Annotated in this window: 11 protein-coding genes and 3 tRNA genes; 1 reads left to right on the forward strand and 13 read right to left on the reverse strand. The window is 58.5% G+C overall.

The window, feature by feature from the left end; genetic code table 11:
• Nucleotides 1-7: 7 nt before the first annotated feature.
• The 9 genes from nuoF to ACYJRZ_RS12890 form a co-directional block, all read right to left on the reverse strand.
• Complete coding sequence (gene nuoF, locus ACYJRZ_RS12850) at nt 8-1,312, reverse strand: NADH-quinone oxidoreductase subunit NuoF (protein ID WP_095434513.1); 1,305 nt, start codon at nt 1,310-1,312, stop codon at nt 8-10.
• Nucleotides 1,313-1,322: 10 nt separating this feature from the next.
• Nucleotides 1,323-2,444 carry an NADH-quinone oxidoreductase subunit E gene (locus ACYJRZ_RS12855; protein WP_459459267.1) on the reverse strand — a complete coding sequence of 374 codons (1,122 nt, stop codon included), beginning with the start codon at nt 2,442-2,444 and terminating at the stop codon, nt 1,323-1,325.
• A 15-nt stretch (nt 2,445-2,459) separates the two neighbouring features.
• Nucleotides 2,460-2,777, reverse strand: a complete 318-nt coding sequence (locus ACYJRZ_RS12860; protein ID WP_459459268.1) for a hypothetical protein — start codon at nt 2,775-2,777, stop codon at nt 2,460-2,462.
• A complete protein-coding gene (locus tag ACYJRZ_RS12865) occupies nt 2,777-3,967 on the reverse strand; it encodes an NADH-quinone oxidoreductase subunit D (RefSeq protein WP_459459269.1) in 1,191 nt (396 codons plus the stop codon). The genes ACYJRZ_RS12860 and ACYJRZ_RS12865 overlap by 1 nt, the downstream gene beginning before the upstream one ends.
• Before the next feature lie 66 nt (nt 3,968-4,033).
• Nucleotides 4,034-4,636, reverse strand: coding sequence for an NADH-quinone oxidoreductase subunit C (locus ACYJRZ_RS12870; protein WP_095434510.1), 603 nt, complete (start codon nt 4,634-4,636; stop codon nt 4,034-4,036).
• 18 nt (nt 4,637-4,654) lie between these two features.
• Complete coding sequence (locus tag ACYJRZ_RS12875; protein ID WP_015339504.1) at nt 4,655-5,236, reverse strand: NuoB/complex I 20 kDa subunit family protein; 582 nt, start codon at nt 5,234-5,236, stop codon at nt 4,655-4,657.
• Nucleotides 5,227-5,592, reverse strand: coding sequence for an NADH-quinone oxidoreductase subunit A (locus tag ACYJRZ_RS12880; protein WP_034489570.1), 366 nt, complete (start codon nt 5,590-5,592; stop codon nt 5,227-5,229). Before ACYJRZ_RS12880 ends, ACYJRZ_RS12875 begins: the two co-directional genes overlap by 10 nt.
• Nucleotides 5,593-5,850: 258 nt before the next feature.
• A tRNA-Asp gene (locus ACYJRZ_RS12885) sits at nt 5,851-5,927 on the reverse strand.
• 48 nt (nt 5,928-5,975) lie between these two features.
• Nucleotides 5,976-6,052, reverse strand: a tRNA-Asp gene (locus ACYJRZ_RS12890).
• A 391-nt stretch (nt 6,053-6,443) separates the two neighbouring features.
• On the opposite strand from ACYJRZ_RS12890, the gene ACYJRZ_RS12895 reads away from it, so the two are divergent.
• Nucleotides 6,444-6,519, forward strand: a tRNA-Val gene (locus ACYJRZ_RS12895).
• Nucleotides 6,520-6,868: 349 nt separating this feature from the next.
• Here the strand turns inward: ACYJRZ_RS12895 and ACYJRZ_RS12900 are convergent.
• From ACYJRZ_RS12900 to ACYJRZ_RS12915, 4 genes are all read right to left on the reverse strand, one after another.
• Complete coding sequence (locus ACYJRZ_RS12900) at nt 6,869-8,164, reverse strand: capsule biosynthesis protein (RefSeq protein WP_459459270.1); 1,296 nt, start codon at nt 8,162-8,164, stop codon at nt 6,869-6,871.
• Nucleotides 8,161-9,738: an LTA synthase family protein gene (locus tag ACYJRZ_RS12905; RefSeq protein ID WP_459459271.1), complete on the reverse strand. Its 1,578-nt coding sequence runs from the start codon at nt 9,736-9,738 to the stop codon at nt 8,161-8,163. Before ACYJRZ_RS12905 ends, ACYJRZ_RS12900 begins: the two co-directional genes overlap by 4 nt.
• 131 nt (nt 9,739-9,869) lie before the next feature.
• A complete protein-coding gene (locus tag ACYJRZ_RS12910; protein WP_459459272.1) occupies nt 9,870-10,724 on the reverse strand; it encodes an SDR family oxidoreductase in 855 nt (284 codons plus the stop codon).
• A gap of 19 nt (nt 10,725-10,743) precedes the next feature.
• Nucleotides 10,744-12,102, reverse strand: a complete 1,359-nt coding sequence (locus ACYJRZ_RS12915) for an aminotransferase class I/II-fold pyridoxal phosphate-dependent enzyme (protein ID WP_459459604.1) — start codon at nt 12,100-12,102, stop codon at nt 10,744-10,746.
• Between the last annotated feature and the right edge of the window lie 36 nt (nt 12,103-12,138).

Consider the following 12,138-nt stretch of genomic DNA (forward strand, 5'->3'; position numbering starts at 1 on the left):
TCGATCCTTACTCGGCTGCTTCCAGAACCGCGCCGTGGCTCGTCGCGTTGGCGGTGTACTGGTCGATGCGCTTTTCGATCTCGGGACGGAAATTGCGGATCAGGCCCTGAACCGGCCATGCGGCTGCGTCACCGAGCGCACAGATGGTATGACCTTCGATCTGCTTCGTCACCTGGAACAGCATATCGATTTCGCGCTTCTGGGCGTTGCCACGAGCCATACGCTCAAGAACGCGCCACATCCAGCCCGTACCTTCGCGGCACGGCGTGCACTGGCCGCAGCTTTCATGCTTGAAGAAAGCCGAGATGCGGGCAATCGCCTTGATGATGTCGGTCGACTTGTCCATGACGATCGCCGCAGCCGTGCCGAAGGACGACTTGACTTCGCGCAGGCCGTCGAAGTCCATCGGGCAGTCGATGATGTCGGCAGCCGGAACGACCGGGCACGATGCGCCGCCGGGGATGACGGCAAGCAGGTTGTCCCAGCCGCCGCGAATGCCTCCGCCGTGCTTTTCGACCAGTTCGCGGAAGGTGATGCCCATCGTCTCCTCAACCGTGCAGGGACGGTTGACGTGGCCGGAAAGCATGAACAGCTTCGTACCGACATTGTTCGGACGGCCGAAGGAGGAGAACCAGCCTGCGCCGCGACGCAGGATCGTCGGGGCAACGGCAATCGATTCGACGTTGTTGACGGTCGTCGGGCAGCCATAAAGACCCATATTGGCCGGGAATGGCGGCTTCAGGCGCGGCTGGCCCTTCTTGCCTTCCAGGCTTTCGAGCAACGCCGTTTCTTCGCCGCAAATATAGGCGCCGGCGCCGTGATGGACGAAAACATCAAAATCCCAACCGAGCTTGTTGTTTTTTCCCAGCAATCCAGCATCGTAGCATTCATCGATGGCAGCCTGCAGAGCTTCGCGCTCGCGCATGTACTCGCCGCGGACATAGATATAAGCGGTATTCGCACCCATAGCGAAACCGGCGATGACGCAGCCTTCGATCAGCGTATGCGGATCGTGGCGCATGATGTCGCGGTCCTTGCAGGTGCCGGGTTCCGACTCGTCGGCGTTGACGACCAGATAATGCGGACGGCCGTCGCTTTCCTTCGGCATGAAGGACCACTTGAGGCCTGTTGGGAAGCCCGCGCCGCCGCGACCGCGAAGACCGGAAGCCTTCATCTCATTGATGATCCAGTCACGGCCCTTTTCGAGGATTTGCTTCGTGCCGTCCCAATGGCCACGCGACATCGCGCCCTTCAGGGATTTATCCTTGAGGCCGTAGATATTGGTAAAGATGCGATCCTGATCCTGTAACATGCTTCACCTCTTACCGCGGCTTCTTGCCGAAGACCTTGATATATTCCGCTTCGCCACCCTTAGCGAGTGCCTCGGCCTGCCTGACCCAGTCGTCACGATCGATCCGGCCCTTGAAATTCAGATAGCCGTCAACCCAATGGCGCTCGGCCTCATGCCAGCTTGCAATCTGCGCGAAGGTGAAGATGCCGAGCTCATGCAAGGTCCCTTCGATCTTCGGGCCGACACCTGAAATAAGCTGCAGATTATCGGGCTGTGCGGGTCTTTCGATACCGGCAGGACGATTCTTATCGTCGAGTGACGGCTTCCCGGCAACGGGCTCCGCAGTCGCCGTGCCAGAAAGCGGCTGCGTTTCGGCAACCTTGGCGTTCTTGGCTGCTTCTTTAGGCGCCGTCGCCGGCGTCTTCAGGCTCTGATTGGTTTCAGCGTCTGTGCTCTTGACGCGAGCGGCCTCGGATGGCGGGATCGACACCGTGTCAGCGGTTGCCTTGGCCGTCTTATCTGCCGTGCTCTTTGCCTTCGCCTCATCCGACAGGAGAGACGTCAAGCCGCCTTCCGGCGCGGAGAAAACACGATCGATCTGTGGGCCGGTCTTAATCTCATGACCCTTGCCTGCGGCGAATGCATCGATGATCTCTTCGAGACGTGCCGGGGTCAGATCCTCATAGGTATCCTTGCCGATCACCACCATCGGTGCGTTGACGCAGGCTCCCTGACATTCGACCTCTTCCCAGGAGAGAGTGCCATCGGCATTGCGCTCGAAAGCGTGATCGTTGATCCGGCTCTTGCAGACCTTGATCAGCCCCTCGGCGCCGCGCAGCATGCAGGGCGTCGTGCCGCAGACTTGGACGTGGGCGCGCGTACCAACCGGGTGCAGCTGGAACTGTGTATAGAAGGTCGCAACTTCGAGCGCGCGGATATAGGCCATGTCCAGCATGTCGGCGATCGTTTCGATAGCCGCCTTGGTGACCCAGCCTTCCTGCTCCTGCGCACGCATCATGAGAGGGATGATCGCGGACTGCTGGCGGCCCTCGGGATATTTATTGATCGTCTTTTCAGCCCAGACCGCATTCTCCGCATTGAAGGCGAAGGCGGCAGGCTGGAATTGATCTTCGGCTAGTCGACGAACGGACATCTTTCACGCCTTATCTCAGTTTAAGGACCCACACCGCGTATTCGTCAGAGACGAGAATTCACAGGCATAGGCCGACTGGTCTTTCTGCATAAACACAACGAACTTGCCACCGTTCGGTACGGCGGCCTTGATCTGGTAGCCACGGGAGAGAAGGTCCGCAACGGTCGAATCTCCGCCCGATGTACCCTCATTTCCGCCTTTTGCAGAATTCGTGCTCGTCGCATTCGAACCCTGCAGGTTGAGCGTCGGCAGGCTCGGCGTCTTGCCGGTCTGCTGTGCCGAGGCACCGCAAGCGACCAGAAGCGCCGGAATTATCGCCTGCCAGACCCGCATCAGCGATCTACCTCACCGAAGACGATATCGAGCGAACCGAGCACGGCTGCGACGTCGGCGAGCTGGTGACCGCGGCACATGAAGTCCATGGCCTGCAGATGCGCATAGCCCGGCGCACGGATCTTGCAACGATATGGCTTATTGGAGCCGTCCGAGACGAGATAGACGCCGAACTCGCCCTTCGGCGCTTCGACGGCTGCATAAACTTCGCCGGCCGGCACGTGATAGCCTTCGGTATAAAGCTTGAAATGGTGGATTAGCGCTTCCATGGAGCGCTTCATCTCGCCGCGCTTCGGCGGAACGACCTTACCATCGAGCGACGAGACCGGTCCGGCCTTGGCATCACCCAGCAGGCGATTGACGCACTGCTTCATGATACGGACGGATTCGCGCATTTCGATCATGCGAATGAGGTAGCGATCGTAGCAGTCGCCGTTCTTGCCGATCGGAATATCGAATTCAAGGTCGGAATAGCATTCGTAAGGCTGTGCCTTGCGCAAGTCCCAGGCGGCACCGGAGCCGCGGACCATGACGCCAGAGAAGCCCCAGGCCCAACAGTCTTCCAACGATACCACGCCGATATCGACGTTACGCTGCTTGAAGATACGGTTGCCGGTCAGAAGGTCATCGATATCGTCGAGCGCCTTCAGGAAGGGATCGCACCAGTCGCCGATATCCTGCACGAGCTTTTCGGGCAAGTCCTGGTGAACGCCGCCCGGACGGATGTACGCGGCATGCATGCGCGAACCGGAGGCGCGCTCGTAGAACACCATCAGCTTTTCGCGCTCTTCGAAGCCCCAAAGCGGCGGCGTCAGCGCACCGACGTCCATGGCCTGCGTGGTGACGTTGAGAAGATGCGACAGGATACGGCCGATTTCCGAATAAAGCACACGGATCAGCTGGCCGCGGATCGGGATTTCGATGCCGAGCAGTTTTTCGACAGCGAGTGCATAAGCATGTTCCTGGTTCATCGGCGCCACGTAGTCGAGGCGGTCGAAGTAAGGAACGGCCTGAAGGTAGGTCTTCGTCTCGATCAGCTTTTCCGTGCCGCGATGCAGCAGGCCGATATGGGGATCGACGCGTTCCACAATTTCGCCGTCCAATTCGAGGACAAGACGCAAAACGCCGTGCGCAGCCGGATGCTGCGGACCGAAATTGATGTTGAAGTTGCGAACGTTATGTTCTGTCATGGCGGCGATGCTCGCGTTTTCAGAATTTCAGAGGATGGCGGACCGAAGCCCGCCACACGCCAACAATCAGGCCTTAGCCTTCTCGTCGCCCGGGAGCACGTAATCAGTGCCCTCCCACGGCGAAAGGAAGTCAAAGTTGCGGAATTCCTGCTTCAGCTCGACCGGCTCGTAGACAACGCGCTTAGCGGCGTCGTCATAACGAACTTCGACGAAACCAGTCGTCGGGAAGTCCTTGCGCAGCGGATGACCTTCGAAACCATAGTCCGTCAGCAGGCGACGCAGATCCGGGTGACCGGTGAAGAGAACACCGTACATGTCCCAGGTTTCGCGCTCGAACCAATCGGCGCCGGGGTAGACGCCGCAAGCGGAGGGTACAGGCTGATCCTCGCCAACGGGAACCTTGACGCGAATGCGCAGGTTCTTCTTGGGCGACAGCAGATGGTATACCACGTCAAAACGCTCGGCACGCTGCGGCCAGTCGACACCGCAAATATCCGTCATATTGACGAAACCGCACTTGGCGTCGTCGCGCAGGAAGGTCAGCAGGGCGATAACGTTTTCGGTCGTCGTCGTCACGGTCAGTTCGCCATACTTGATCTCGCTCGACGAGATCAAGGCGCTGCGAACTTCCGTGAGGTAGGCGGCGAGCTCGTTCAGGGCTTCACTCATAGTACCTTGTCCCCTGCCTTACCGTTCGATCGTGCCGGTGCGCCGGATCTTCTTCTGCAGCAGAAGCACGCCGTAAAGCAGCGCCTCCGCCGTGGGAGGACAGCCCGGAATATAGATGTCGATCGGAACTACACGGTCGCATCCGCGAACAACGGAATAAGAATAGTGATAGTAGCCGCCGCCGTTCGCACAGGATCCCATCGAAATGACGTAACGCGGCTCAGGCATCTGGTCGTAGACCTTGCGCAGAGCGGGCGCCATCTTGTTGGTGAGCGTGCCGGCGACGATCATGACGTCGGACTGGCGGGGCGAAGCGCGCGGCGCAAAGCCGAAACGCTCCACGTCGTAACGCGGCATGGAAACCTGCATCATCTCGACGGCGCAGCAAGCGAGACCGAAGGTCATCCACATCAGCGAGCCAGTGCGAGCCCAGTTGATCAGCTCATCGGTAGAAGTGACCAGAAAGCCCTTGTCGGCGAGTTCATTGTTGATTTCGCCGAAGAACGGATCGTTGCTGCCGACGGGCCGGCCGGTCGCGGGATCGATGATCCCCTTCGGCTGCGGCGCAACGAGCGTCGTGTTGCTTGGAGCTACTCCCATTCCAGGGCTCCCTTCTTCCATTCATAAATAAAGCCGATGGTCAGCACCGCGAGGAACACCATCATCGACCAGAACCCGAACCAACCGATGGCACCGAAAGATACGGCCCATGGGAAGAGGAAGGCGACTTCCAGATCGAAGATGATGAAGAGAATCGATACGAGATAAAAGCGGATATCGAACTTCATGCGGGCGTCATCGAATGCATTGAAGCCGCATTCGTAAGCCGACAGCTTTTCCGAGTCAGGCGCCTTGAAGGCGACGGCAAACGGCGTGATCAACAGCGCCAGGCCAATCACCAGGGCAATACCAATGAAAATCGCTATCGGAATATAGGAACTGAGCAGTCCAGTCATCATGTCCATCCCTGCTTGCGGTCAGCGCCGGGGCGGCGCATCTGAGCAAATGCCCAGCAAGCGAAAGAGCGTTGCAACAGAGCCGTGGTTAGCGCAGGCGGAGCGCGCGCGCAAGCCTTTTGAATCTGTCGTTCGGGGTCCTGTCGAGCGGTAGATATCAATGTGTTGCGACGACAACGCGACAAATTGGCGCAAACGCGAAAAGGCTCGTTCGCAATTGCAATAAATTGACGTTTGATTGTAATGGCTTGAAGAGAATGGCGCGAGTGACGGGGCTCGAACCCGCGACCTCCGGCGTGACAGGCCGGCACTCTAACCGACTGAGCTACACCCGCGCATTGTTTGGCCTTTCAGCCAGGACGGATCCGAAATTTGCCATGAAATGGCGCGAGTGACGGGGCTCGAACCCGCGACCTCCGGCGTGACAGGCCGGCACTCTAACCGACTGAGCTACACCCGCATTACATTTCAAGCATTCCAGATGCTTCCGCACCCATCAAAGCGGCCCTCGCCGTTCGATGAGCGGCTAACTACGGGGTTCGTGTTTGGGTGTCAAGCAGGTTTGAATACAAATCGATGACAGAGTGTGAATTGTTTTGGAGAAGCTCGCCCGCAATTTCTTGTTCCGTCGATTTGGCATGGCAGCTTCTCACCCTACGCATTTCAACGACACCTGATATGCACAGCGGCAATGCCGCAAGTATCGCCTCCGTCTATGTGGATGGTCACGTCCGGAGAGGTGTAAAATTCAAAAAAATCAAAAAATCTTCACAAACACTCTTGCGGTTTGTCGTCGTTCCGCATAGATCACGGCCACCGAACGCGGCGGGCCAATGACCCGCTTCGCAGAAGGGCGATTAGCTCAGTTGGTAGAGCGCCTCGTTTACACCGAGGATGTCGGGAGTTCGAGTCTCTCATCGCCCACCATTCCCCAGATAGATTGAATTGTTCGTCGATTTGCTGGCAGCTTTGTTGCAATGAGCGATGTCGCGCCCTACCGCGGCGATTCAGTAGTTTCCGATAATAATGACCGCCAAAAGCACCACGGAAACGAGCACAAGCGCCGCTATGATAATCAGCAGCTCCTTCAACATGAATCGTTCCATCTTGCTGTCATCCATGGCGTTTGCTCCCGGCAAACCGTTATACAAATTCACCCCCGACATCGAATCGCTGCGTCGGGTTCTCCGTCAGTCCACATGTAGGCAGTCGTATTGTCAATTTCAGCCTGCCCCCGTCGCGGAAGCAATTCTTCTTCCATCCCATTGCATCTTCATTACGGCACATGAAGCTTTATCGGTCGTTGCCTTGGCGGCGGGTCGATGTAGGCATCAGGCAAATTAACCGTTCGCGATCGCAGCCTCTCTGCTATCTGCACGGCGGCGGCGCGCGCGCCCTCGCGCGAGCAAAAGTTGCCGCGCACCTGTACGGCCGCGGCCAGCAGGCGAAAGAATGCGCCGCGCAGTTCCGGTGACGGCGGCGTCGGTTCCAGCCAGAATCGATTCAAGCCATGCTGATCGCTCAGTCCATCGATATCGTAGATCGCCGCGCCCAGCGCTTTCACCGGCTTTCCCAGCTGCAGCGCCGAAAGTGCCGCGGTCGAGTTGACTGTTACCATGCCCTGGCTGACGGCAATCAGCCGGTCGAGGCTGCCGCCGTCGATCAGATGGATGCGCGACGACAATCCGCATGAAGCGCCGACGTGCTCGACATAGGCCCGCCAGTCCACGAGCCCGTTGTCGAGTGGATGAAGCTTTAGGACGAGATGTGTGTCCGACGCGGCATGCTCCGCAAAAGAACGGAGAATCAGCCGGATCGCATCCTGCTGCTGATGGAAAGGCGAATGCGCCCGGAGCTGGAAATCGGTCTGAAGCTGCAGGGGATAGACGAAGAATCGTTTGCCGCCTGCAATCAGCTCCTCGATCACACCATGCGCTTCCCGTGTCTTTCTGCCGCTTAAAGGCAGTTTTTTCAGCCATCCGGCATATTCCATTAGGGGATGGTAGAGCCCATGCCGCCGATAGCCGGGATAAAGAAACCACAGAAAGACCGTCGGCAGATAATAGGCGAGATCGTAAAGCGCTTCCGCCAGGAAAGTCTGATTGTAACGACGTGTCCAATCCGGCTCCGGCAGATTGGAGGCTGCCTCCAGAATATGGACCGGATTGGTGGGAAAGTGCGAGTTGGAGGAGAGGCCATCTCGCTCCAGCGTCACCCAATCCGGCCGCAGATATCCCATTTCCACAACATTGACGGCAACGCCGGCGTGATGCGCCTCCTCGATGGCGACCCGATGATAGGGTCGCTCTTCTCCATGCAGGATCAGATCTGTGACATTCTCGGCTTCGATTCGCTGTCTGACATAGGCGCGCCATCCGGCAAAGTCGCCACTGTAGTTGAACGCCTTGCGGCAGCGCCATGAAATCCAGTCCCCGGCATTCAGGTTGATGCGGATGCAGCGGCCGCCGCCTTTCTCCAATATCCTGGCAGTCTCGACGAACAAAGGCGAGGACGGGCCCTGCAGGAAGAGGAAGACGCGCGGGCGCGCGGCCCCTTCCCCGCTAGGCATCATTCCGCAACCTCGGTGGCAAGCCCGGCATAGCGCAGCAATGTGCCGATCAGATTCCAGGGCGCCTCTTCCTGCGGCGGCTGCGGCTTTTGCGAATGAGCACGCGCGCGGCCGAGCGGAACGATGACATAATCGGTGCGCGGATCGGGGAACGGATCGGCGAAAGCCTTCAGCAGAGGTGCGTGATCGCCATAGAAGAGCAACCAAACCGGGCGATCAAGCCTGTCGAGATGATGGGCAAGATTTCCGAGTGCATGATCGGCGCGCATCAGGAGTTCGCCGTAGATATCCACCGGATTGACGAGGTCGCCGCAGCGGCCCGGCTCCCAGGGACCGTGATTCGCCATGGACGCGACAAAGAGGAAGTTCTTGCTCGTGCCGTCTTCATCGATCGTCCGAATCACGCTTTTCGTCAGAGAGAGGTCGCTGACGTAAGGACCATCGCGCTCGGGATTGTGATCGAACTCGTCCAGCATCATCATCCGATCGAAGCCAAGCTGCGGCAACGCCTTGTGACGCAGGAAAAACGTCTTGTCGTAGGGATGGATGAACTGCGTCTTCCAGCCGGCTTTTTTCAGCCGCGCCGGCCAGACGACATCCTTGTAATGGCTGGCGCGCAGATAGGGATAGCTGGCGTCGATATGGACATTTTCGGGCAGCAGCCCGCTCAAGACAGCAAATTCGGTTCGCAGCGTATAGCCACCCTCGAAAACGCTGGTCATGCGGCCCCATTGCGCAGCCTGTTCCCTCAGACGGTCGAGATTGGGGAGCTTGATATTGTCGACACCGAAATGCCTAAGATCGATGAAGGATTCGGATTGCCAGACGACGATGAGCGGCTCGTCTTCGCCATGCTCCCATAGCTCCTGCAGTGCAGACATGAAGCGCCCGGACAATTCCGAAACGATCGCCTCGCGCCGGACACCGACCCAGATAACGAAATGAAAGACGACGGAGGCGAAGGTGCCGAATCGCACCGTATCGCTCTTGACGTTAACCTTGCCGAGAAACTTCTGTGTAAAGCGGCAGACCGGTTCGCTGACGACCCGGCTGAACAAAGCGATCCATGGCATAAAAGCCGCAGCCAGCATCAGCAGGACCCAAAGCGCGCCATGGTTGTCCGGCAGAACCGCAGGCTCCAGATACATGTAAAGGCCACTGAGGCCGAAGACGTAGGCAAAGGCGATGATCCAGAAGACGATGTTCAGCGATGTCGCGTAGAAGATCTCCTTGTATTTGAAGACATCCACGACGAGTGCGATGTCCGAAAATACCAGAGGCTCGCGGATGAACTCGAATTTCGCCCTCGATATGCCGGTGAAGATGACGAAGAAGCTGATGACGGCCTGGGTGCTGTAGATCGGGCGCCAGGATATGGCGAAGAAAGCCGCGTAGATCAGGATGATGACCGGGATTCTTGCTGCGCAGTCGCAGACCACTCGCCGCCAGCTTCTTCTCGCACGATTCTCAGCGTTGACAGTTGCCGGCATCGCCAGAGGATCAGTCAGAAAAATGATGACGCAGGAAAACGCGAAGCAGGCAAGCGTCAAAAGAACTGGAAAATCATGAAGCTTCAAGACTGCGCCATCCCAATGCCCGCCGCCTCTGCAGCATTTCTCATATCCGCGAGGAACGGGCCGCCAATTCCCTGACTTACCTTCTCTTGCACGTGTTTCACCGACAGCGCAACACCGATAGTTGTTTCGTATTACTTATCACTATCAAAGCCTTGCTCGGCGGTATCGGCAAGACCGTGATCCCCCTCCCCACCAAATATTTTTCGCGTCTTGCGCGAAAACCACCATAGCAGCGGCGGTTTTATCAATGGTCCGAAAAATGCAAGCGCCGTCAGCGAAAATCCGAAATGGATTCTTTGCTTGCCGCGGTCCATCCCACGGACGATTCGTGCAGCGACCGCCTCCGCGCTCCAAGGCTTGACGGTTCCCATCAAAATCTCCGCTTCGCGCGGCCTAAGAGCGATTTCCCGAGCATATTGCGGCGTCATCGTATCGGGCGGGAAGCAGATGGATATCTGCACGCCCCAAGCGGCAGCTTCCGCGGTCAAAGCTTCGGCAAAGCCCGCCAGCGCCGATTTGGATGCGCAATAAGCGCTATATCCAAAGATGCCGATCAAGGAGGCCCCCGAAGAAATCATCATGATCCGGCCACCGCGCCGGCTTTTCATGCCGACGTAGACGGCACGGACCGCGTTGGCCGTCCCTAGGAGGTTGATGGAGATCTGCTCATCGAAAACCGATGCCGGCATTGCATCGAAGGCGCAAGGCTCCACGATGCCCGCAGAGGTGACAAGGATATCGCAAGGGCCGAAGGATGCTTCGCAAAACATTACCGCTTCCGCGGTCTGTTTGGCCGAGGCCACATCAACAGAAGCCGCCCTAATAAAGGCGCTGTCGACACCGGGAAGCGCTGCGATTTCGGCGCGTGCAGCTTCGAGACGAGCCATATCGCGAGCAAGGAGTGAGATTCGAGCGCCCCTAGCCGCATAAAGCTTGGCTATCGCCAGACCAATTCCGCTTGAACCTCCCGTGACGATAACGTGCATGAGACGATCGCCCCGAAACTTAAGAGCTGCCTGGAACCTGAGCCATGGGCAGCAGTTGCATCATCTTCTCCATATCCAGCGAAGCAAGGCCGAAATTGCGGTCCTTCAAGCTCTTGAGCTTTTCCGCCGTCAGCGCGACCGCGCGCCGGATCTGCTCCTCGGTGTGATTGCAGGTAATGAAGAAACGAAGGCGCGCCATGCCTTCCGGCACGGCCGGATGAATGATGGGCAGCACGTTGATGCCTTCGGCGAGCAGGTCGTTGGAAAGCTGCGCTGCCCGAAGCGAATCGCCAACGATCACAGGCACGACCGAGCGCCCTACGCTGAGGCCGGTATCGAGGCCGGCCGCCTTTGCCTCTTCGAGAAAGAGACGGCCGTTGCGCCTAAGCCGCTCGGTTCGCTCCGGTTCGGATTTGAGGATATCAAGCCCGGCGATCGCGGCGGCGGCGAGAACGGGCGATAGGCCGACGCTATAGACGAAACCGCCCGCTTCCGCCTTCAGAATATCGGCAAGCGCACGCGTGCCGGCAATATAGCCGCCGCAACTTGACGTCGTCTTCGAGAGCGTGCCCATCCAGATATCGACATCACGCGGATCGAGATCGAAGTGCTCGAACGTGCCGCGGCCCGTCTTGCCGAGAATGCCGAGCGCATGCGCCTCGTCGACCATCAGCCAGAAGCCATAGCGCGCCTTGAGTTCCAGCAGCGCCGGCAGGTCGGCAATATCGCCATCCATCGAATAGATGCCTTCAACGATGACGAGGATACGCCGGAAATCCGACGACAGCGTCTTCAGTATATTTTCGAGGCTATCGACATCATTATGCTGGAACAGCCGGCGGGCAGCACCGGAAAGCCTAATGCCGGCAAGCGCGCTGTTGTGAATGAATTCGTCGTGGATCACGAGATCCTGCGGCCCCATTAGGCAACCGATCGCAGCGACATTGGTCAGATAGCCGCTGACGAAGCAGACGGCGGCATCGACGCCATAGACCTCCGCAAGCCCGCGCTCGAGCTCTACATGATCAGGCCGCTCGCCTGCGACCAGGCGGCTGGCAGACGCCGAGATTCCGAAGCGATCGATCGCTTCCTTGGCGCGCTTGGCGACATGGGGGTCCGTATTGGTCGCCAGATAATCATAGGAGGCAAAATTGACGAATTCGCGCCCGCCAATGCGCGTTGTCGCGCCAGCGGCGGCATCATGCGATCGATAGAACGGATTGGCGACGCCGAGCAGTTCGCCTGCCATGCGCTGCGTTGCGACACGCTTATATTCAGGCAGATCCTCGAAGCGGGTCGCCTGGCGCGGCTGTGAGTGTGGCTGGCGGTTCAGCCTTTCGGTCCGATTGCGGCCGGAAGATTCGCCGACACGGCGCATCTGCTCAAGCAGCCTGCTTTTCTTCTGCTCCGCCGG

This window comes from Rhizobium sp. No.120 (assembly GCF_054558365.1).